Source organism: Pseudomonas sp. NPDC096950 (genome assembly GCF_044762525.1).
GTDB lineage: Bacteria > Pseudomonadota > Gammaproteobacteria > Pseudomonadales > Pseudomonadaceae > Aquipseudomonas.
The window spans coordinates 120889-141931 of the sequence record NZ_JBIWEL010000014.1 but is presented as its reverse complement, the minus strand read 5'-3'; the positions used below and the strand labels follow the sequence as shown (position 1 = coordinate 141931).

The 21043-nt window shown below is 59.9% G+C and carries 25 protein-coding genes; 10 read left to right on the top strand and 15 right to left on the bottom strand.

Annotated elements, in window-relative coordinates; all coding sequences use genetic code 11:
• Positions 1-227 precede the first annotated feature (227 nt).
• The 4 genes from ftsY to rpoH all read left to right on the top strand — a co-directional run bounded on the left by ftsY (position 228) and on the right by rpoH (position 4445).
• The gene (gene ftsY, locus ACIQY3_RS21195; RefSeq protein ID WP_403023089.1) at positions 228-1790 is read left to right on the top strand and encodes a signal recognition particle-docking protein FtsY; all 1563 of its coding nucleotides are present in this window, start codon (positions 228-230) and stop codon (positions 1788-1790) included.
• Entirely contained in the window at positions 1787-2458 is a 672-nt protein-coding gene (ftsE, locus tag ACIQY3_RS21190; protein WP_201190075.1) for a cell division ATP-binding protein FtsE, read from the top strand. The genes ftsY and ftsE overlap by 4 nt, the downstream gene beginning before the upstream one ends.
• Entirely contained in the window at positions 2455-3477 is a 1023-nt protein-coding gene (gene ftsX / locus ACIQY3_RS21185; protein ID WP_054044437.1) for a permease-like cell division protein FtsX, read from the top strand. The genes ftsE and ftsX overlap by 4 nt, the downstream gene beginning before the upstream one ends.
• 113 nt (positions 3478-3590) lie before the next feature.
• Positions 3591-4445 (top strand): RNA polymerase sigma factor RpoH, encoded by an 855-nt coding sequence (gene rpoH / locus ACIQY3_RS21180; RefSeq protein ID WP_003176698.1) that lies wholly within the window; start codon positions 3591-3593, stop codon positions 4443-4445.
• Between the two features lie 183 nt (positions 4446-4628).
• On the opposite strand, the gene mtgA is transcribed toward rpoH, so the two are convergent.
• Positions 4629-5351, bottom strand: coding sequence for a monofunctional biosynthetic peptidoglycan transglycosylase (gene mtgA, locus ACIQY3_RS21175; RefSeq protein ID WP_403023078.1), 723 nt, complete (start codon positions 5349-5351; stop codon positions 4629-4631).
• A 74-nt stretch (positions 5352-5425) separates the two neighbouring features.
• Between mtgA and ACIQY3_RS21170 the strand changes: the two genes are divergently transcribed.
• The 4 genes from ACIQY3_RS21170 (at position 5426) to trmB (ending at position 7757) form a co-directional block, all read left to right on the top strand.
• Complete coding sequence (locus ACIQY3_RS21170; RefSeq protein ID WP_403023075.1) at positions 5426-5797, top strand: DUF423 domain-containing protein; 372 nt, start codon at positions 5426-5428, stop codon at positions 5795-5797.
• Positions 5798-5966: 169 nt separating this feature from the next.
• Positions 5967-6167 carry a sulfur carrier protein ThiS gene (thiS, locus tag ACIQY3_RS21165; RefSeq protein ID WP_054044430.1) on the top strand — a complete coding sequence of 67 codons (201 nt, stop codon included), beginning with the start codon at positions 5967-5969 and terminating at the stop codon, positions 6165-6167.
• 60 nt (positions 6168-6227) lie between these two features.
• Positions 6228-7022 (top strand): thiazole synthase, encoded by a 795-nt coding sequence (locus ACIQY3_RS21160; RefSeq protein WP_008068101.1) that lies wholly within the window; start codon positions 6228-6230, stop codon positions 7020-7022.
• Positions 7023-7031: 9 nt separating this feature from the next.
• Entirely contained in the window at positions 7032-7757 is a 726-nt protein-coding gene (gene trmB / locus ACIQY3_RS21155; protein WP_054616931.1) for a tRNA (guanosine(46)-N7)-methyltransferase TrmB, read from the top strand.
• Between the two features lie 128 nt (positions 7758-7885).
• Here the strand turns inward: trmB and ACIQY3_RS21150 are convergent, their stop codons facing one another.
• The 10 genes from ACIQY3_RS21150 to ACIQY3_RS21105 form a co-directional block, all read right to left on the bottom strand.
• Positions 7886-8434 (bottom strand): RNA 2'-phosphotransferase, encoded by a 549-nt coding sequence (locus ACIQY3_RS21150; protein WP_403023070.1) that lies wholly within the window; start codon positions 8432-8434, stop codon positions 7886-7888.
• 158 nt (positions 8435-8592) lie between these two features.
• On the bottom strand, positions 8593-8916 hold the full coding sequence (locus ACIQY3_RS21145; RefSeq protein WP_150642306.1) for a DUF3392 domain-containing protein: 324 nt from the start codon (positions 8914-8916) through the stop codon (positions 8593-8595).
• A gap of 22 nt (positions 8917-8938) precedes the next feature.
• Positions 8939-10144, bottom strand: coding sequence for a radical SAM family heme chaperone HemW (gene hemW / locus ACIQY3_RS21140; RefSeq protein ID WP_403023066.1), 1206 nt, complete (start codon positions 10142-10144; stop codon positions 8939-8941).
• The gene (gene rdgB / locus ACIQY3_RS21135; RefSeq protein ID WP_403023063.1) at positions 10141-10737 is read right to left on the bottom strand and encodes an RdgB/HAM1 family non-canonical purine NTP pyrophosphatase; all 597 of its coding nucleotides are present in this window, start codon (positions 10735-10737) and stop codon (positions 10141-10143) included. The genes hemW and rdgB overlap by 4 nt, the downstream gene beginning before the upstream one ends.
• Positions 10734-11168, bottom strand: coding sequence for a DUF4426 domain-containing protein (locus ACIQY3_RS21130; RefSeq protein ID WP_403023060.1), 435 nt, complete (start codon positions 11166-11168; stop codon positions 10734-10736). Before ACIQY3_RS21130 ends, rdgB begins: the two co-directional genes overlap by 4 nt.
• A gap of 26 nt (positions 11169-11194) precedes the next feature.
• Positions 11195-11815, bottom strand: a complete 621-nt coding sequence (metW, locus tag ACIQY3_RS21125) for a methionine biosynthesis protein MetW (RefSeq protein WP_403023057.1) — start codon at positions 11813-11815, stop codon at positions 11195-11197.
• 7 nt (positions 11816-11822) lie between these two features.
• Positions 11823-12962: a homoserine O-acetyltransferase gene (locus tag ACIQY3_RS21120; protein WP_403023054.1), complete on the bottom strand. Its 1140-nt coding sequence runs from the start codon at positions 12960-12962 to the stop codon at positions 11823-11825.
• Between the two features lie 203 nt (positions 12963-13165).
• A complete protein-coding gene (locus ACIQY3_RS21115; RefSeq protein WP_054044414.1) occupies positions 13166-13753 on the bottom strand; it encodes a YggT family protein in 588 nt (195 codons plus the stop codon).
• Positions 13754-13777: 24 nt separating this feature from the next.
• Entirely contained in the window at positions 13778-14596 is an 819-nt protein-coding gene (gene proC, locus ACIQY3_RS21110) for a pyrroline-5-carboxylate reductase (protein WP_403023051.1), read from the bottom strand.
• A gap of 35 nt (positions 14597-14631) precedes the next feature.
• Positions 14632-15330 carry a YggS family pyridoxal phosphate-dependent enzyme gene (locus ACIQY3_RS21105; RefSeq protein ID WP_403023048.1) on the bottom strand — a complete coding sequence of 233 codons (699 nt, stop codon included), beginning with the start codon at positions 15328-15330 and terminating at the stop codon, positions 14632-14634.
• 56 nt (positions 15331-15386) lie between these two features.
• Here ACIQY3_RS21105 and ACIQY3_RS21100 point away from each other — a divergent pair, with 56 nt between their 5' ends.
• Positions 15387-16421 carry a type IV pilus twitching motility protein PilT gene (locus ACIQY3_RS21100; RefSeq protein ID WP_201190041.1) on the top strand — a complete coding sequence of 345 codons (1035 nt, stop codon included), beginning with the start codon at positions 15387-15389 and terminating at the stop codon, positions 16419-16421.
• 48 nt (positions 16422-16469) lie between these two features.
• On the opposite strand, the gene ACIQY3_RS21095 is transcribed toward ACIQY3_RS21100, so the two are convergent.
• The gene (locus ACIQY3_RS21095) at positions 16470-17090 is read right to left on the bottom strand and encodes a C40 family peptidase (protein ID WP_403023042.1); all 621 of its coding nucleotides are present in this window, start codon (positions 17088-17090) and stop codon (positions 16470-16472) included.
• A 250-nt stretch (positions 17091-17340) separates the two neighbouring features.
• Here ACIQY3_RS21095 and ACIQY3_RS21090 point away from each other — a divergent pair, with 250 nt between their 5' ends.
• On the top strand, positions 17341-17775 hold the full coding sequence (locus ACIQY3_RS21090) for an NINE protein (protein ID WP_403023038.1): 435 nt from the start codon (positions 17341-17343) through the stop codon (positions 17773-17775).
• A 103-nt stretch (positions 17776-17878) separates the two neighbouring features.
• On the opposite strand, the gene ACIQY3_RS21085 is transcribed toward ACIQY3_RS21090, so the two are convergent.
• The 3 genes from ACIQY3_RS21085 to ACIQY3_RS21075 form a co-directional block, all read right to left on the bottom strand.
• The gene (locus tag ACIQY3_RS21085) at positions 17879-18298 is read right to left on the bottom strand and encodes a hypothetical protein (RefSeq protein ID WP_403023035.1); all 420 of its coding nucleotides are present in this window, start codon (positions 18296-18298) and stop codon (positions 17879-17881) included.
• Between the two features lie 445 nt (positions 18299-18743).
• Positions 18744-20015, bottom strand: coding sequence for a dihydroorotase (locus ACIQY3_RS21080; RefSeq protein ID WP_403023032.1), 1272 nt, complete (start codon positions 20013-20015; stop codon positions 18744-18746).
• Positions 20012-21016, bottom strand: coding sequence for an aspartate carbamoyltransferase catalytic subunit (locus ACIQY3_RS21075; RefSeq protein ID WP_403023029.1), 1005 nt, complete (start codon positions 21014-21016; stop codon positions 20012-20014). The genes ACIQY3_RS21080 and ACIQY3_RS21075 overlap by 4 nt, the downstream gene beginning before the upstream one ends.
• Positions 21017-21043: the final 27 nt, after the last annotated feature.

Here is a 21043-nt window from a genome sequence, read left to right as displayed (position 1 = left end):
GGTTGTATGGGTTCTCGGCAGAAGCTTTGAGTTTGTCAGCTAGACTCTGCGTTTTCGCCGACGATGCCGGTCCAGTCCTTCGTATTAGTCGACCTTTGAGGTGCCGTTGGCACTTCGACAAATTGTTGCGCGTGAACAAGCTGGGTCAATCGCAGTCTGTTCTGCATCGAATATTTATTTGCCGGGGCGCCCTTTGGCGCGCCGCTACCGTGAGATAGCCGTCCTCCATGTTTGGTTCCAACGACGACAAGAAGACCCCAGCTGCGGCTGGCGAGAAGAAAAGCCTGTTCGGATGGCTGCGCAAAAAGCCGCAGGAAACCGTCGTCGAACAGCCACAGGCCACTCCTGAGCCCATTCCCACGCCGGTAATAGAAGAAGAGCCGGCACCAATCGTTCTGCCGAGCGTCGAGCCGGTATTGCAACCGGTTGAGCCTGAGCCTGAGCCTGAGCCTCAAGTCGAAGTCGTGGCCGAGTTGCCGCTGACGCCAGCCGCTGAACCCTGGCTGACATTGCCGGTGGCGGAAGAGCCGGTGGCATTGGTTGAAGACGAGCTGGCACCGCACGTTACTCCACCGATTCCAGCGCCGATTGCGTTTACCCCTGAGCCGGTTCATGTGCCGGTGGTTGAACCGGTTGTTGAGCCAGTCATCGTGGCCGAGCCTGCGCCGGTTGCTCCAGAGCCTGTCGTGCCTGCATTCGTTGCGCCAGTTGCGCCAGTTGCGCCGATTGTGCAAGCGCCAGAGCCTGCACCTGCACCTGCACCTGCACCTGCACCTGCACCGGTCATCGCGCCTGTCGTCGATGCACCTGTCGCCATCATCGAAACCCCAGCCGAGCCGCCGCGCACCGAAGAGACCAAGGCCGGTTTCTTCGCCCGCCTCAAGCAAGGCCTGTCCAAGACCAGCGCCAGCATCGGCGAAGGCATGGCCAGCCTGTTCCTCGGCAAGAAGATCATTGATGACGAACTGCTCGAAGACATCGAAACCTGTCTGCTGACCGCCGACGTGGGCGTCGAGGCGACGTCGGTGATCATTCAGCGCCTGACCCAGAAAGTCGCGCGCAAAGAACTGGCCGATGCCGACGCGCTGTACAAATCCCTGCAAGCGGAACTGGCGGCGATGCTCAAGCCTGTCGAGCAGCCGCTGAAAATCACCTCGCAGAACAAGCCGTTCGTGATTCTGGTGGTCGGCGTCAACGGCGCAGGCAAAACCACCACTATCGGCAAACTGGCGAAGAAGCTGCAACTGGAAGGCAAAAAAGTCATGCTCGCCGCCGGTGACACCTTCCGTGCCGCGGCGGTGGAGCAATTGCAGGTCTGGGGTGAGCGCAACAAGATCCCGGTGATCGCCCAGCACACTGGCGCCGACTCCGCTTCGGTGATCTTCGATGCCGTGCAGGCCGCCAAGGCCCGTGGCATCGACGTGCTGATCGCCGACACCGCCGGTCGTTTGCACACCAAAGACAACCTGATGGAAGAACTGAAAAAGGTTCGCCGGGTCATCAGTAAACTCGACGTCGACGCGCCGCACGAAGTGCTGTTGGTGCTTGACGCCGGTACTGGCCAGAACGCCATCAGCCAGGCCAAGCAGTTCAACCAGACCGTGCAGTTGACGGGTCTGGCGCTGACCAAGCTTGACGGCACCGCCAAGGGCGGGGTGATTTTCGCCCTGGCCAAGCAGTTTGGTTTGCCAATCCGCTACATCGGCGTCGGTGAAGGCATCGATGATTTGCGTACCTTTGAAGCAGAACCCTTTGTCCAGGCATTGTTTGCCGAGCGGGAGCGTTCATGATTCGTTTCGAACAGGTCGGTAAACGCTACCCGAACGGTCACGTCGGCTTGCATGAGCTGAGCTTTCGAGTCCGTCGGGGTGAGTTCTTGTTTGTCACCGGCCATTCCGGTGCCGGTAAAAGCACCTTGTTGCGGCTGTTGCTGGCCATGGAGCGTCCGACCACCGGCAAATTGCTGCTGGCCGGCCAAGACCTGGGCACCATCAGCAACGCACAGATTCCTTACCTGCGGCGGCAGATTGGCGTGGTGTTCCAGAACCACCAGTTGCTGTTCGATCGCACGGTGTTCAATAACATCGCACTGCCGTTGCAGATCCTCGGCCTGTCCAAGCCCGAGATCGCCAAGCGTGTAGACTCGGCCCTGGAGCGCGTGGCGCTCTCGGACAAGACCGATCTGTACCCGGGTGATCTGTCCACCGGTCAGCAACAGCGTGTCGGCATTGCCCGCGCCATCGTTCACCGCCCGGCCTTGCTGCTGGCGGATGAACCGACCGGTAACCTCGACCCGCGCCTGGCGGCTGAGATCATGGGCGTGTTCGAAGACATCAACCGTCTGGGCACCAGCGTGCTTATCGCCAGTCACGACCTGGCCCTGATCGCCCGCATGCGCCACCGCATGCTGACCTTGCAGCGCGGTCGATTGATCGGTGACGGGGAGGCTGGCGTATGAGTGCGACACGCAGCCCCAAGGTTTCCGAGCGCGTAGCCCCGAAGGCTGCCGACCCGCAACCGCAAAAGAAAAAACGCGACGATGACGACGGCCCGGATTTCGCCACGCTGGTGCGCGCCTGGATCGAAAGCCATCGCGCCAGCCTGCTGGACAGTCTGCGTCGGTTGGGCAAGCAGCCGATCGGCAGTTTCTTCACCTGCATGGTGATGGCGGTGGCCCTGAGTTTGCCCATGGGGCTGTCACTTTTGCTGAATAACGTCGAGCGACTGGGCGGTTCCTGGCAGCGTGCGGCGCAGATTTCCCTTTATCTGGAACTCAACGCCAGTCCGGAGCAGGGCGAGTCGCTGCGCGAGCAGATCAAAGGCATGCCCGGCGTCGCGGATGCTGAATACGTCGGCCGTGATCAGGCGCTGGAAGAGTTCCAGCAGCAGTCCGGTCTGGGCGAGGCGCTCAAGGAGCTGCCGGAAAACCCGCTGCCAGGCGTGGTGTTGGTGACGCCGAACGAGGTCGACAAGCCCACGCTTGAAGCATTACGACAAAAACTTTCCGAATTGCCGAAGGTACAACAGGCACAACTTGATCTAGTCTGGGTCGAGCGTCTGGCCGCCATCCTCAAGCTGGGTGACCGGTTTGTCTTCGGTCTGACCGTGCTTTTGGTGTCTGCATTACTTTTGGTGATAGGCAATACCATTCGTCTTCATATTGAAAACCGCCGCACAGAGATAGAAGTGATTAAACTCGTCGGCGGCACGGACAGCTATGTGCGCAGGCCCTTTCTGTATATGGGCGCGTTATATGGCTTCGGTGCGGGGATTCTTTCCTGGGGCGTCCTGGCGTTCGGCCTGAACTGGCTGAACGACGCAGTGGTTGGTTTGGCCGGCTTGTACGGCAGTAATTTTGCGCTGGCCGGAGTGCCAGTTGCCGATGGTCTGTCGCTCTTGCTTGGCGCGGTGCTGTTGGGTTATATCGGTGCATGGATTGCAGTCGCACGTCATCTCAGGGAGTTGGCGCCGAAGTAGTATCTTTTTGCGCGTATTGACCTTTCGGTTTTTATGGGAACTTGTCCTTTGGTTTCCGGTCAATTTTCGCAGTGCTGAACTGCACGAGTTATGTAAGTCGGAGGTTTTTTCGTATGACCACTTCTTTGCAACCTGCTTATGCTCTGGTCCCAGGCGCAAACCTGGAGGCCTATGTGCACACGGTGAACAGCATTCCATTGCTGACTCCGGAGCAGGAGCGTGAACTGGCCGAGAGTCTCTATTATGAGCAGGATTTGGGGGCGGCTCGGCAGATGGTGCTCGCCCACCTGCGTTTTGTCGTACACATTGCCCGTAGCTATTCCGGCTACGGCCTGGCCCAGGCTGACCTGATCCAGGAAGGCAACGTCGGCTTGATGAAAGCCGTGAAGCGTTTCAACCCGGAAATGGGTGTGCGCCTGGTTTCGTTCGCTGTGCACTGGATCAAGGCGGAAATCCACGAGTTCATCCTGCGCAACTGGCGCATTGTGAAAGTCGCGACCACCAAGGCCCAGCGCAAACTGTTCTTCAACCTGCGCAGCCAGAAGAAACGTCTGGCGTGGCTGAACAACGAGGAAGTCCACCGCGTGGCGGAAAGCCTCGGCGTAGAGCCGCGGGAAGTGCGCGAGATGGAAAGTCGCCTGACCGGCCATGACATGGCCTTCGACCCGGCCGCGGAAGCGGACGACGACAGTGCTTTCCAGTCGCCGGCCAACTATCTGGAAGACCACCGGTACGACCCGGCCCGTCAACTGGAAGATGCCGACTGGAGCGACAACTCCAACCACAACCTGCACGAAGCGCTGGAAGTGCTGGACGACCGCAGCCGCGACATCCTCTACCAGCGCTGGCTGGCAGAAGAAAAAGCTACGCTGCACGACCTGGCGCAGAAGTACAACGTGTCGGCCGAGCGTATTCGTCAGCTCGAGAAGAGCGCGATGAACAAGCTCAAGTTGTCGATCGCTGCCTAACCGGTGAACCGCCAATAAAAAACGCCCCGATCAGTGATGATCGGGGCGTTTTTGTTTCTGTGCTCGACACATAACCCCCTGTGGGAGCGGGCTTGCTCGCGAATGCGGTGTGTCATTCGGCAATGATGTTGACTGATACACCGCATTCGCGAGCAAGCCCGCTCCCACAGGGGATTTGCGGCGTTACTGAGACCAAGGCGCGCGCCGCGAATCATTGAGCCCCACCAGATAGCTTTCACCACCCAACTGGCTCATCTGCTGCCGAATCCACCCGGCCCGCCGCGCCACGTAGTTGGTTGGATGGCTAGCACTCCATACCCTCGGGTTTGGTAGTACAGCGGCCAGCAAGCTCGATTGCTGACGGCTAAGACCTTTGGCGCTCACACCAAAGTGATGCCGGGCCGCCGCTTCAGCGCCAAACACACCGTCATCCCATTCAACGCTGTTCAGGTAAACCTCAAGAATCCGCTGCTTGGGCCACAACACTTCGATCAACCCGGTAAACCACGCCTCCAGGCCTTTGCGCAGCCAGCTACGACCGGACCACAAAAACAGATTTTTCGACACCTGCTGGCTCAATGTACTGGCACCGCGAATCGTGCCGCCGCGTTCGTTATGGGCAAACGCCGCTTGAATCGCGCCGAAATCGAAGCCCCAGTGTTCAGAGAACTTCTGGTCTTCGCCCGCAATCACTGCGACTTTCAGGTCGTCGGAGATCTGGTCCCAGGGCTGCCAGGTGCGTTGCAGGTCGATGGGTTCGCCGTCGAACCAGGATTCGACCTTGCGCTCGACCATCAGCGCCGTGCCCGGTGGCGGCACTACGCGAAAGATCAGAACCAGCAACACGCTGCCGCCCGCGAACCAGAGCAGGGCTTTCGTGAATCGTCGCAAAATTAAACGCAGCATAGAGATGGCTTGGCCGAACCCGTTGAGCGGGCCATTATACAGACCCTGTTGATCGAGTCTGACTGGAGTTCTTCATGCTGCGTGGCTTTCTGATGCTGGCCGCTTTCTTCGGCTTCACCGGCGTTGCCCTTGGCGCGTTCGCCGCCCATGGCTTGAAAAACCGTCTGACGCCGGAATACCTCGCAATTTTCCACACTGGCGTCACCTACCAACTGGTGCACACCCTGGCGCTGCTGGGCGTGGCGCTGTTGGCCTCGCAGATTCCCGGTCGCCTGATCACTTGGGCCGGGGCATCCTTCGCCATCGGCATCCTGCTGTTTTCCGGCAGTTTGTATTTGCTGACGATCACTGGCGTGAGCAAGCTCGGCATCGTTACGCCCTTCGGTGGTCTGGCATTCCTGGTCGGCTGGTTCTGCCTGGGCCTCGCCGCCTGGCGCTTGAGCTAACCCTGTAGGAGCTGCCGCCGGCTGCGATCTTTTGACCTTCCAAAAGCAAGATCAAAAGATCGCAGCCGGCGGCAGCTCCTACGGAATCGTGTTTCAAGACGAATGGCTTGGGTCGCCAAGACTGATCGGGCTAGAATGCCAGCCCCTAAAAATGATGGCGGCTTCTTGCATGCGCATTCAGTTGAACGGCGAATCCCTTGAACTGCCCGACGGTGAAACCGTTGCGGCCCTGCTGACCCGTCTGGATCTGACCGGACGCCGGGTGGCGGTCGAACTCAATCTGGATATCGTCCCGCGCAGCCAGCATGCCGACACCACGCTGAACGACGGCGACAGTGTCGAAGTCGTGCACGCCATCGGCGGCGGCTAGTCGCCCGGCCCGCAAGGGCACAGAATTCTGCAAGAACCTCACCCCTACAGAGGATTTCCCATGAGCATCGTTCGTAGCGACAAGCCCTTCGTCCTGGCCGGTCGTACTTACCAGTCGCGTTTGCTGGTAGGCACCGGCAAGTACCGCGACATGGAAGAAACCCGCCTGGCCATCGAAGCCTCGGGTGCCGAGATCGTCACCTTCGCCGTGCGCCGCACCAACCTGGGCCAGAACCCCGGCGAACCGAACCTGCTCGAAGTCCTGTCGCCGGATCGCTACACCTTCCTGCCGAACACCGCCGGTTGCTTCGACGCGACCGAGGCCGTGCGCACCTGCCGTTTGGCCCGCGAGCTGCTCGGTGGCCACAACCTGGTGAAGCTGGAAGTGCTGGCAGACCAGAAAACCCTGTTCCCCAACGTGATCGAAACCCTCAAGGCCGCCGAAGTGCTGGTCAAGGAAGGTTTCGACGTGATGGTCTACACCAGCGATGACCCGATCATCGCCCGTCAACTGGCGGAAATCGGCGTTATCGCAGTCATGCCGCTGGCCGGCCTGATCGGCACCGGTCTTGGGATCTGCAACCCGTACAACCTGCAGATCATCCTCGAAGAAGCCAAGATTCCAGTGTTGGTGGATGCCGGTGTCGGCACTGCCTCCGACGCCACCATCGCCATGGAACTGGGCTGTGAAGCGGTGCTGATGAATTCGGCCATCGCCCACGCCCAGCAGCCGATCATGATGGCCGAAGCCATGAAACACGCCATCGTTGCAGGTCGCCTGGCCTACCTCGCCGGCCGCATGCCGAAAAAACTCTATGCCAGCGCCTCCTCGCCGCTGGATGGTCTGATCAAGTAAGAGCCATTGATGACTGAATCGAACGAAACGCCTATCCAGCCGGAAGAAGGCGAAGAGCGCCAACACCGCCGCATCAAGAGTTTCGTGATGCGCGCCGGGCGCATGACCGAAGGCCAACAAAAAGGCCTGGAGCAGGGCACGCCGCTGTTCGTCCTGCCGCTGGCCGATGCGCCGGTGGACTTCGACCAAGTGTTCGGCCGCTCGGCACCGCGTTCGCTGGAAATCGGCTTCGGCATGGGCCATTCGCTGCTGGAAATGGCTGCGGCATCGCCGGAGCAGGATTTCATCGGTGTGGAAGTTCACCGTCCGGGTGTCGGCGCGCTGCTCAATGGCGTGCTGACCCAAGGCCTGACCAACCTGCGGGTCTACGATTGCGACGCGATCGAAGTGCTCAACCATTGCATCGCCGACAACAGCCTCGATCGCCTGATGCTGTTTTTCCCGGACCCATGGCACAAGAGCCGTCACCACAAGCGCCGTATCGTTCAGGCGTCGTTCGCTGAACTGGTGCGCAGCAAGTTGAAGGTCGGCGGCATTCTGCACATGGCCACCGACTGGGAACCGTACGCCGAATACATGCTTGAAGTGATGAACGTCGCGCCGGGCTACCGCAACCTCGCCGAAGACGGTAAATGCGTCCCGCGCCCGACCGAACGCCCGATCACCAAGTTCGAACGCCGCGGCGAACGGCTTGGGCATGGCGTGTGGGACCTGAAGTTCGAGAAACAGTCCTAAGCCCTACGCAACACCCAATGTGGGAGCGGGCTTGCTCGCGAAGGCGTCGTATTAGTCAACATCACTGTTGAATGACACACCGCCTTCGCGAGCAAGCCCGCTCCCACATTTGTTTTGCGCCGCTTTTGTTAAAGAGGCGTGATGAACGTCACTGGCACTTGTTCCGTCAACCAGACGCCATTCTCGGCCTGGTAGAACTTGTAGCCTTGCTCCAGCATCTGCAATGCCGCCACCTTCAGAATCACCACCGTCCCATAGCGCTGGCCTACGGCATTGGCGGTTTCGACTTCTTGGGACAGGTGCACGTGGTGCCGGGACCCCGGAATCAGCCCCTGTTCTTGGATCGATGCCATGAACCGAGTCGCGGTGCCGTGGTACAGCGTTGCAGGAGGGCGTTTTTCTTCGAATTGCAGGTCGACGGTTTTTGTCGAATGGCCCTGTACGGCGCGAATGCGTTGACCGTCGTCGGATATCGAAAAGCGCTTCTTGTCACTGCTGTCGACGACTTGCTGGATCAATTGTCGATCCAGGGTTCTACCGTCGCGTGCCGCGCCGCTGATCAGCGTGTGGATATACGCCCAGCCGTCGATATCCAGTTCCAGGCCAATGGCCTGCGGCTCGTGACGCAACACGTAGCTGAGAAATTTGCTTGTCTCATCCAGCAGCTTTTTACTCATGATCTTCCCTGACTGTCGGAAAAATACGTTGGATCACAACCTAATGTGGGAGCGGGCTTGCTCGCGAAGGCGGTTGTTCATTCAACATCGATGTTGGCTGACACGACGCTTTCGCGAGCAAGCCCGCTCTCACATTTGTTTTGTGGTGTGTTCGGGATTCAGCGGCGGTCAGCCACTACGCCGATCAGTACCAGCACCACCAACAACACCGGCGCCAGGCTGTAGTTGTTGAACTGGCTCAGGCCTTTGATGATCCATGGCGTGGCGTAGATCAGCGCCACGCCGCTGCCGACCATGCACAGCAGGGCCATCAGCGGGACGCGCAGGGCGCCGGCGATGCCGCCCAGGCGTTGTTCGACCCAGCCTTTGATGTCCGCGCCGAACAGCACCAGCAGGCAGCCCACCAGGGCCAGCGAGATTTCCGACAGGTTGCTGCGGCTCCAGCGGGACACGGTGGCGAGCAGGTCGAGGATCAAATCCATTGGTTTTCCCTTAAGGCTGAAATCAGCTCAGAAATGTCTGCAGCAAGTCGTTGAGGAACAGTTGTCCGCGCTCGGTGGCCGCCAGACGTGACGGTTCGACCTGCAACAGGCCGCTTTGTTCGGCTTCCCGGCGACCTTCGGCGAGGCTTTCCAGGGGCAGCCCGGTGCGCTCTGGATACAGGCGCGATTCGACGCCCTCGGTCAGGCGCAGGGCATTCATCAGGAACTCAAATGGCAGCTCATCATTAGTCAGGGCTTTCTCGCCCGCCTTGAAGCTTTTGCCCGGGTTGAGGTAATCCTTCGGCAAGCGCGTCTTCCAGGTGCGGACGATGCGCCCGTCCGGGTGGCTGAGCTTGCCGTGGGCGCCGGCGCCGATGCCGATGAAGTCGCCGAAACTCCAATAGTTGAGGTTATGCCGCGCCGGACGACCGGGTTGGGCATAGGCCGAAACTTCGTATTGCGCGTAACCGTGCTCGGCCAGCAACGCCTGCCCGGCCTCCTGAATGTCCCACAAGGTGTCGTCTTCCGGCAGCGTCGGCGGTTGGTTCCAGAACACCGTGTTCGGTTCCAGGGTCAGCTGATACCAGGACAAGTGGGTCGGCTTCAGGGCGATGGCCTGGCGCAGGTCGCTCAATGCATCGTCCAGGGACTGATCGGGCAAGCCGTGCATCAGGTCCAGATTGAAGTTGTCGAACCCGGCCTGACGAGCCATGCCGGCGGCTCGTACCGCTTCGTCACCGTTGTGAATCCGCCCCAGGGCCTTGAGTTTCTCTTCCTGGAAGCTCTGGATGCCGATCGACAGGCGATTGATGCCCAGCGCGCGGTAGGCGACGAACTTCTCTTGCTCGAACGTTCCCGGATTGGCTTCCAGGGTGATTTCGATGTCGCTGGCAAACGGAATGCGCTGTTCCACACCTTTAAGCAAACGACCCAGCGCCTCGGCGCTGAACAGGCTTGGCGTGCCGCCACCGAAGAAAATCGAGCTCAGCTCTCGGCCGTAGACCGCGTGCAAATCCTGATCGAGGTCTGCCAGCAACGCGTCGACATACTCTTCTTCCGGCAGCACCGGGCTGGCGGTGTGGGAGTTGAAGTCGCAATAAGGGCATTTGCGCACACACCACGGGATGTGGATGTACAGCGCCAGGGGCGGCAGCGTAGGCAACGCGGCCCGAGGCGATTGTGCGGCGCCACCGAAGATCAGCGGCGACGCGGATGAGTCGTGGGTCATTTCAGGCCCAGACGCTGGCGCAGCAGATCCATTGCACGGGCGCGGTGGCTGATCAGGTTCTTGTCGCTCGGGCTCAGCTCGGCGCTGGAGCAATCACGCTCGGGCACCCAGAACAGCGGGTCGTAGCCAAAACCGTGTTCGCCGCTGGCCGCCGGCAGAATGCGCCCGTGCCACAGGCCTTCGCACAGGATCGGCAGCGGATCGTCGGCATGCCGCACCAGCGCCAGGATGCAGACGAACTGCGCGCCGCGCTCGGCTTCAGGCACGTCTTTCATAGCATCGAGCAGCTTGGCGTTATTCGCCGCATCGCCCTTGCCGTCGGCATAACGAGCGGAATAGATCCCTGGCGCACCACCAAGGAAATCCACCGCCAGCCCCGAATCATCGGCCAGTGCCGGCAGACCGGAAATGCGCGCGGCGTTGCGGGCCTTGAGGATGGCGTTTTCGACGAACGACAGGCCGGTTTCTTCAGGCTCGACGCTGCTGAACTCGCCGATCGAGCGCAGTTGCACCGAGTCGCCGAGCATGGCCTGGAGTTCCTTGAGTTTGCCGGCGTTATGGCTGGCCAGTACGAGTTGCGTGAAGTTCATCATTCGCCGGGGAAAAGCTCTTGGTTGAAGTTGATGGTGTTGATTTTGTCGCCGTTCTGCACCTTGATTTCAAAGGTGCGGACCTCCTGCTGCTCCACCGGGTATTGCGCGATGTAGTAAACCGCGCCTTGTTCGGTGATCTGTTTGAATTTCAGCGGCACGCTTTGGCTGGTGAGGTCTTTGATGGTGCCGTTGACCTGGGCGATCAGCGGCTTGCCGTCCTTGATCACCGAAACGTTGATCACACCCTGGTTCTTGCTGCGCACCAGTTCCGCCGCTTTGGCAATGTCCGGTGTCAGGTACGTGGAGTTGAAGGTGTTGTAGTGCACCGTCACGTCGCCAAAGGTTTCCTGGCGCTCGCCCTTGATGATGTCGGCGGCCATGGCGGTGACGCTCAGGCAGGCAGTAAGTAGAAACAGCGCTAGACGACCCATGATCGTTCTCCTTGAAATGGCGTGGTTCAGACCGCGACCTTGTGGTCTTGCAGCCCTGGGCTGCTGACGCGGTAGATACCGATCTCACCTAATAGATTAGGCCATAGCTTACTGGCCCACCCGTGTCGGTGCTGTTGATCCACGGCAAGCCGATCAATGACCTTCGCTTCACGTTCGCGGCACAACTCTTCAAAGTCGCCGAAAGTGCAGAAGTGAATGTTCGGCGTGTTGTACCAGGTGTACGGCAGGAACTCGGACACCGGCATCCGGCCCTTGCTCGCCAGGTACCAGCGGCAGCGCCAGTGACCAAAATTGGGGAAGGTGATGATGCACTGGCGACCGACCCGCAGCATTTCGTCGAGGATCTTGTCCGGGTAGTGCACGGCTTGCAGCGCCTGGGTCATGACCACGATGTCGAAACTGTTGCTGGCAAAGTTGCCCAGGCCCTTGTCCAGGTCCTGCTCGATCACGTTGATGCCCTTGGCCACGCACTCGGCAATGTTGTCCGCGTCGTTTTCCAGGCCATAACCGGTGACTTGCTTGTTGTCCCGCAGCCAGGTCAGCAGTTCGCCGTCGCCGCAACCGAGGTCGAGCACGCGGCTACCGGCGGGAATCCATTCCTGGATGATTTCCAGATCAGCTCTCATGGCTTACTCACAAACTAATTCGGTTCATGTAATTGCTGAACGCCTGCAAATAACGCGGGATCGGAATCAGGAAGGCGTCGTGGCCTTGCGGAGCGTCAATCTCGAGGTAGCACACGTCTTTTTTGGCCGCCATCAGCGCGTCCACCAGTTCCCGGGAGCGGGCAGGGGAGAAGCGCCAGTCGGTGGTGAAGGACATCACGCAGAACTTGGACGTAGCGCCGGCGAAGGTTTTCGCCAGGTCATCGTCGAAATTCGCCGCCGGGTCGAAGTAGTCCAAGGCCTTGGTCATCAACAGGTAAGTGTTGGCGTCGAAACGCCCGGAAAACTCTTCACCCTGATAACGCAGGTAGCTCTCGACCTGGAACTCGACGCTGTGGAAGTCGTAGTTGAGCTTTTCGCTCTTCAGGCCACGGCCGAATTTCTCGCCCATGGAGTCGTCGGACAGGTAGGTGATGTGCCCGACCATCCGCGCGAGCATCAAGCCGCGTTTGGGGATCACGCCGGCTTCCTGGAACGAGCCGCCGTGGAACTCGGGGTCGGTGAGGATCGCCTGGCGCGCCACTTCGTTGAACGCGATGTTCTGCGCCGACAGCTTGGGCGCCGAGGCGATGGCCAGGCAATGCCGCGCGCGGTCGGGGTAAGTGATGGTCCACTGCAAGGCCTGCATGCCGCCGAGGCTGCCGCCGATGACCGCCGCCCACTGGCTGATGCCGAGCAGGTCGGACAGGCGCGCCTGGCTGTGCACCCAGTCTTCCACGGTCAGCACTGGGAAGTCGGCGCCGAATGGCTTGCCGGTTTCCGGGTTGATACTGCTCGGGCCGGTGGAGCCGTTGCAGCCGCCGAGGTTGTTCAGGCTGACCACGAAGAACTTGTTGGTGTCGATTGGCTTGCCGGGGCCGATGCAGCTGTCCCACCAACCGGGTTTGCGGTCGTCGGGGCTGTGGAAGCCGGCAGCGTGATGGTGGCCGGACAAGGCGTGGCAGATCAGCACGGCGTTGCTCGCCGTGGCGTTCAGCGTGCCGTAGGTTTCGTAGATCAGGTCATAAGCTGGGAGCGAACGGCCGCAGGCCAGGGCCAGGGGTTCACTGAAGTGCGCCACTTGCGGCGTCACCAGACCAACAGAATCGGCGGGAAAGGCAGTTGGCATCGACCCTGCTCTCGTTGAAATGAGGCGTAAGTCTAAAGACCGCTGCCCGTAGCAGCAAGCAATGGGCGGGCCTGATTTCATTCAGTTGGGTCGAGGTGCGCCTTTCGCGAGCAAGCCCGCTCCCACAGGGGAATGCATTCCAAATGTGGGAGCGGGCTTGCTCGCGAAGAACGATGACGCGGTCAGCCTGTCGGTCACCCCGATCAGATCAGCCCAAGCAATCCCTGCGGCATGAACGCAAAGTACGCCAGGCGCGGGATCAGCCAGCTTTGCAGCAGCTGGATCACGATAAACGCGAAGATCGGCGAGATATCCAGGCCGCCCAGGTTCGGAATGATTCGGCGGAACGGAGCGAGTACCGGTTCAGTAATCTGAGCGACCAGTTCGGCGCCCGGATTGTGGCTGCCCGGGGCGACCCAGGACAGGATCACGCTGATGATCATCGCGTAGAAAATGATGTTCAAGAACAGCGAGAACAACGCGATCAATGCCCAAGGCACCAACAGCACCCAATCCACCATGAAGCCTTTGAGCAGCAGGATCACCGCGATCAGCAGCATTTGAATGATCAGCGCCAGCACCAGCGACGACATGTCGAGCCCGAACATGCTCGGGATGACCCGGCGCAGCGGTTTAAGCAGCGGTTGGGTGGCTTTGACGATGAACTGGCAGAGCGGGTTGTAGAAGTTCGCCCGAACCAGTTGCAGGATGAAGCGCAACAGCACGATCAGCAGGTACAGGCTGCCCAGCGTCTTGATGATAAAAACGGCAGCGTCATTGAGTCCGAGCATCATTGATTCCTTTGTAAGAGCTGATTAGCGACCCAGTTGTTCGGCCATCTCGGCCGAGCGGTGTGCCGCGGCGCCGAGTGCTTTTTCGACCAGGGCTTCGAAGCCCCCGGCCTGGAACGACTTGATGGCTGCTTCCGTGGTGCCCGCAGGCGAGGTCACGCGGCGACGCAGTTCCGCGGCGTCGACGTCACTGGCCACCGCCATGTGCGCGGCGCCCAGTGCGGTTTGCAGGGTCAGTTGCGCGGCGATGTCCGCCGGCAGACCGAGTTTCACACCCGCTGCGGTCATCGCTTCGATCAACAGGAAGAAGTACGCCGGGCCCGAGCCGGAAACGGCGGTCACCGCGTCCAGTTGTTGCTCTTCGTCCAGCCACAGCGCGATGCCGACGGCAGACAACAACTCTTGGGCCTGTTGGCGTTGCTCGGCCGTCACTTCAGCCGTGGCGAACAAACCGCTCACGCCCTGACGCAGCAGCGCCGGGGTGTTGGGCATGCAGCGCACGATTGGCTGGGCGCCGAGCCAGTTGTTCATGCTGGCGCAGGTGATGCCGGCGGCGATGGACACCACCAGTTGATTCGGCTTGAGGCTTGGGCGAATGGCTTCGCACACGGCTTTCATTGCCTGGGGTTTGACCGCCAGCACGACCACGTCGGCGTCCTGGATGGCGTCGGCGTTGTCGGCGAATACTTCGATGCCGTGCTCGGCGCTTACACGAGCGCGGGTTTCCGCGCCGGGATCGCTGGCGCGGATGTGGGCCGCGTCCAGACCTTTGGCGCGCAGGCCACCGATCAGGCTGGCGGCCATGTTGCCGGCACCGATAAAGGCAATACGAGTCTTGCTCATGTCAGGTCCTTATCAAGAGAGGAGTCAGCCATTGTTCAAGGCTGGCCATGCATTTGTTGAGAGCCGCGAGCGCCAAACAGGGCTGTACCGATGCGGACCCACGTGGCGCCCATGGCGATGGCCGACTCGAGGTCGTGGCTCATGCCCATGGAAAGTGTGTCGAGCGGCAGTTCGAGGCTGGCTTGCAGGTGCTGCACAGCAGCAAAAGCGGCGTCCTGGGCGGCGCGATCTTCAGTCGGCTCAGGGATCGCCATCAACCCGCGCAATTTGAGGCGCGGCAATTCGCTGATGGCCTTGGCCAGGGCCGGCAGGTCGGCCGGGGTGCAGCCGGACTTGCTGTCCTCACCGCTGACGTTGACCTGGATGCAGATGTTCAGCGGCGGCAGATCGGCAGGACGTTGTTCGGACAGGCGTTGTGCGATTTTCAAACGATCCACGGAATGCACCCAAGCGAAGTGCTCGGCGATAGCGCGAGTCTTGTTCGATTGAATGGGGCCGATGAAGTGCCAGATCAAGGGCAGGTCGGCCAATTCGAGCTGTTTGCCCAGGGCTTCCTGCAGATAGTTCTCGCCAAAGTCCCGCAGCCCGGCGGCGTAGGCTTCACGCAGGGCTTCGGCGGGCTTGGTCTTGCTCACGGCCAGTAGCTGGACGCTGTGCTCGTCGCGTTTGGCAGCAACTGTTGCCGCATGTATGCGCGAACTAACCTGGAGAATGTTGTCTGCTATCGTGGACATCAAGAGGCGCCGGCGGTCTGAAGGTTCGCGGCATTCTACTGGAATTGAGGAGCGCTATGGATATCACTGAGCTGCTGGCATTCAGCGCCAAACAGGGCGCGTCCGACTTGCACCTGTCTGCCGGCCTGCCACCGATGATTCGTGTCGATGGCGATGTGCGGCGCATCAACCTGCCGGCCCTGGACCATAAACAGGTGCACGAGCTGATCTACGACATCATGAACGACACCCAGCGGGTGGACTTCGAAAAGCACCTGGAGACTGACTTCTCCTTCGAAGTGCCGGGCGTGGCGCGCTTTCGGGTCAATGCGTTCAACCAGAATCGCGGCGCCGGCGCGGTGTTCCGCACCATTCCGTCGAAGGTCCTGAGCATGGACGACCTCGGCATGGGCGATGTGTTTCGCAAGATTACCGAAGCCCCTCGTGGCCTGGTGCTGGTGACCGGACCGACCGGTTCCGGCAAGTCCACCACCCTCGCAGCGATGATCGATTACCTGAACAACCATCGCCATCACCACATCCTTACCATCGAAGATCCGATCGAGTTCGTCCACGAATCACGCAAATGCCTGATCAATCAGCGCGAAGTCCACCGTGATACCCGCAGCTTCGCCACTGCGTTGCGTTCGGCATTGCGGGAAGATCCGGATGTGATTCTGGTGGGGGAGATGCGCGATCTGGAAACCATTCGTCTTGCGTTGACCGCCGCTGAGACTGGTCACCTGGTGTTTGGCACGCTGCACACCACGTCGGCGGCGAAGACGATCGATCGGGTGGTGGACGTGTTTCCGGGGGACGAAAAGTCGATGGTGCGCTCGATGCTGTCCGAGTCGCTGCTGGCTGTGGTGTCGCAAACGCTGGTCAAGAAGATTGGTGGTGGGCGAATTGCGGCGCACGAGATCATGCTCGGCACCTCGGCGATCCGTAACCTGATCCGCGAGGACAAGGTGGCGCAGATGTACTCGTCGATCCAGACCGGGGGCAACCTGGGGATGCAGACGCTGGATATGTGCTTGAAGGAATTGGTGACCAAGGGCTTGATCAGCCGCGAGCATGCGCGGGAAAAGGCGCGGTCGCCGGATAACTTCTAAGAGGAAGTGATCGTTCCCACGCTCTGCGTGGGAACGATCATTGCTGGATCAGCGCTGAACAACGCGCATCTGGTTCGGTTCTTTTGGCAGAACCCGCTTGGCTACCACGTAGTGGCTTTCCCAATACGGCTTCTTCAGCGTATCGATGGACACTGCTTTGCCACGGCGAGGTGCGTGGATGAAGCGATCGTTGCCCAGGTAAATGGCAACGTGATTGACCCGACGGCTCTTGATGTTGAAGAAAATCAGATCGCCCGGCTTCAGATCCGCGCGATCGACTTTCTGGCCATGACCGCTGGCCATGGCGTTCGAGGTGCGTGGCAGGTCGAATGTCGCGTCGTTGAACGCGTATTTCACCAAGCCACTGCAATCGAACCCTTTACTTGGGCTGCTGCCGCCCCAACGGTATGGAGTACCGAGGACGTTGACTGCACGACTCAACACATTGCTGCTTTGCTTGGTCGCCATCGGCGGCACCAGCTTGCTGTTGGCGGTGGCCAGCGTGGTGGAGTGTTTGGCAGATTGCTTGTTTTTGCTCGAAGGAGCAGAAACATGGGATTTCGGGGTGTAACCATTAACGTTAGGAAGACGTTGCTCACGATTGGTGGCGTGGGCGGCCAGTGGCATCAAAAGGCAAATGGTTAGCCATGTCTTGAAAAATGGACGCATTAGGCAAGGCTCATATGGGTTAGCGCGCAACTTTATAACAGCTTTTTTGACCCTTCCGAGGCCGTTGGTCGATTGGACCTTGGGGTCAACGGAACCAAATAAGCAGCTAGTTGACGCAATTGTCGGACAGAGCGCTTGTACTACAAGGCTTTGACGGGAGTGAAGGTAGCATTTGCCATACGTCGGACGCCTGTAAAAAAGTCACAAAGAATTCAACAATATTTATCTATCGTGTGATTCGAGGACCTTCATGAACACCTATCAACACCCCGCAGCCTATCAAGACACCCACAGCAAACTGATCGGTTACCTGCTGTGGATTTTCGGTTTCACCGGGGCTCACCGCTTCTATTACGGCAAGCCGGTGACCGGGACGATCTGGTTCTTCACCTTCGGCTTGCTGGGTATCGGCTGGCTGATCGACCTGTTCCTGATCCCGGCCATGGACCGTGAGGCCGACCTGCGCTTTGAGGCCGGGCCGATCGAATACAGCGTGGCGTGGATTCTGCTGACGTTTCTGGGCGTGTTCGGCGTACACCGGATGTATCAGGGGAAGTGGATCAGCGGTTTGCTGTACCTGGTGACGGGCGGGGTGTTCTTCCTGGGGGTGCTTTTTGACTTCTGGACGCTCAATACCCAGGTTTCCGTGGTGAACACCATCAGTAACCGGGCGGCCTCCCGCTAAAGAGGGTGTCTGTCAGTAAGCCTTCGCGAGCAAACCCGCTCCCACATGGGAATGCGTTCCCCCTGTGGGAGCGGGTTTGCTCGCGAAGGCCGGTAACACGGACTTAAGTCTGCCGACCAATCCGCCCTGTTTTTAATAATTGGATTTGAAATGCACCAAATGCGACCGCAGTGAAGCTATAAGAGATTGCAATAATTATATGGTCAGGAATGAACCAGTAAGTGATACAGCCGGCGAGGATCATCGACGATAGCGCCGCAGAAATCAGTGATAACGCAGTAAGCAAAATTCGGCCGTAAAAGTTAGCTCTGGCCTTTCTGCTGCTGAATACCTGCACTAAATGCATGACCAATAGCATTATGCAAATAATGAACATTTCGCCTATCGGTAGTCCGATCGAATCTTGGTCAGCTCTGTATAAACCAGCGCTAAGGTTATTCGCTACGGTCAATACTCCTATGGCGGAGGTGATCAAGAGAAGCACTGGATAGGCGTAATGCATTTGGTTACTGAGCTTTTTCATTTTCAGGGCTGCCTGGCAATGTAAGTCCATTTTTCATGTGCTGCTCCTTTGCCTTGCGTCTCTGTTGCAGAGAGTTGCCTGGGTGGTTCTCCTTGGGTTGTTTGAATGCTAGATGGCGGACTGAAAATTTGCATCTGATAAATTGTAGGGTGTTTCTTATTGTTATGAGGCTCTTTTCATTTGGATTGTGAGACGTCAGAACTTTCGTACTGATAAGTGGCTGTTTTCTTTATGGCTTGAAGGGATGTTCTTGTTATGGATGGGTTGATGAGGATGTGACGCGAGGATGTCAGCCCGTAGATGAGAGCTAGTTGGTAATGGGGATGCTGAATGACCTAAGGACTAAGGCACCTTCGAGTAAATCTTCACGAGCAAGCCCGCTCCCACATGGGAATGCGTTCCCCCTGTGGGAGCGGGCTTGCTCGCGAATGCAGGCGACGCGGTCTTAAGCCTGGTGGCTAATCCGCCCATCCACCAGGGTGTAGCGCACCACACTCGGTAGGCTATGGCCGATAAACGGGCAGTTTTCGCCCTTGGACAGCCAGGTTTCACCGGCCACTGTGGAGGCCGCTGGGTCGAACAGCACGATATCCGCCGCGCCACCCACCGCCAACTTGCCCGCCGGCAGGCGCAACGCCTCGGCAGGGCCGGCACTCAGGCGCGAAAGCAGCGTCGGCAAATCGAGCAAACCATCCTCAACCAGCGTCATCGCCAACGGGAGCAGCAGTTCAACGCTGCTGATCCCCGGTTCAGTCGCACCGAACGGCGCCAGTTTGGCATCGCGCTCATGGGGCTGGTGATGGCTGGAGATGGCCGAAACCACCCCGGACTTCACCGCTGCACGCAGGCCATCGCGGTCGGCGCGGGTGCGCAGCGGCGGCTGGACGTGATAGAGGCTGCTGAAGTCGATCAGCGCTTCGTCGGTCAGGATCAGTTGGTACAGGGCGACATCGGCAGTCACCGGCAATCCACGAGCCTGGGCCTGGGCAATCAGGGCCACGCCGCGGGCGCTGGTGAGTTGGCTGAAGTGCGCACGCACGCCACTTTGCTCGACCAGAAGCAGATCCCGGGCCAGGGCCACGGTTTCGGCGGTTTCCGGAATCCCCGGCAGACCAAGGAAACTCGCGGTCGGGCCTTCATGGGCCAAGCCACCTTCGGCCAGGTCATGGTCCTGTGAGTTGAAAATCACTGTCAGGTCGAAGGTCGCTGCGTATTCCAGCGCCCGGCACAGGGTGCGGGTGTTGCGGAAGCTCTCCAGGCCGTTGCCGAAGGCCACGCAACCGGCGTCGCGCAAGGCAACGAGCTCTGCAAGCTGCTCGCCATCCAGGCCTTTGCTCAGGGCGCCAATCGGGAAGACCTTGGTGTTGCCTGCCTCGCGGGCGCGGTCGAGGATCAGTTCGGCCACGGCCGAGGTGTCCAGCACCGGTTTGGTTTTCGGCGGGCAGCACAGGCTGGTCACGCCACCGGCCGCAGCGGCGCGGGTTTCGCTGGCAATCGAACCTTTGCGGCTGTAGCCCGGTTCGCGCAGGGCGACGTTCAGGTCCACCAGGCCGGGCGCGGCCACTAGGCCTTTGGCGTCAATGGTCTCGACCGGAACAAAACCGGCCGGTGCCGCGCCAAGGGCGACGATCTTGCAGGCTTCAATATGAATATCGGTAACTTGATCCAGACCCGAGGTTGGATCGATGACGCGGGCGCCGAGAATGCTGAGTTTCACTGGGCGTTCTCCTGCTCGAATTGGCGCTGGGCAGTTTGCCCGCTCATGGCCATGGACAGCACGGCCATACGAATCGCAATACCGTAGGTGACCTGATTGAGGATCACCGAGTGCGGGCCGTCGGCCACCGCCGACTCAATCTCCACTCCTCGGTTGATCGGCCCCGGGTGCATGACGATGCAATCCGGCTTCGCCCCGGCCAGCCGCGCGGTGGTCAGGCCGAACAGGCGATAGAACTCGCCTTCGCTCGGCAGCAGGCCGCCGGTCATGCGTTCACGCTGCAGGCGCAGCATGATCACCACGTCGACGTCTTTCAGGCCTTCGGCCATGTCGGTGTAGGCCTTCACGCCGTATTGCTCGATGCCGATCGGCAGCAGGGTTTTCGGCGCGATCACGCGGATGTCCGGGCAACCGAGGGTTTTCAGCGCGAGCATGTTCGAGCGCGCGACCCGCGAATGCAGGATGTCGCCGACGATGGCCACCGAAAGGTTTTCGAAACCGCCCTTGTGCCGACGAATCGTCAGCATGTCGAGCATGCCCTGGGTCGGGTGCGCGTGACGGCCGTCGCCACCGTTGATGATCGCCACTTGCGGGCATACGTGCTCGGCGATGAAGTGCGCGGCGCCGGAGTCACCGTGGCGCACGACGAACATGTCGGCGGCCATGGCTTCCAGGTTGCGCAGGGTATCGAGCAGGGTTTCGCCCTTGCTCGCCGAGGATGTCGACACGTTCAGGGTGATCACGTCCGCCGACAAGCGCTGGGCTGCCAGTTCGAAGGTGGTGCGGGTACGGGTCGAGTTCTCGAAGAACACATTGCACACGGTCTTGCCGCGCAGCAACGGGACCTTCTTCACCGCCCGGGCGCCGACTTCGAGGAACGAGTCGGCGGTGTCGAGGATTTCCGTCAGCAACTCGCGGCGCAAACCGTCGAGCGAGAGGAAGTGGCGCAGCTGGCCCTGATCATTGAGCTGCAGCGGGCGCTTGGTTTCTAGAGGCGTCATCGCGAGGGGGACTCTCAATAGGGCGAA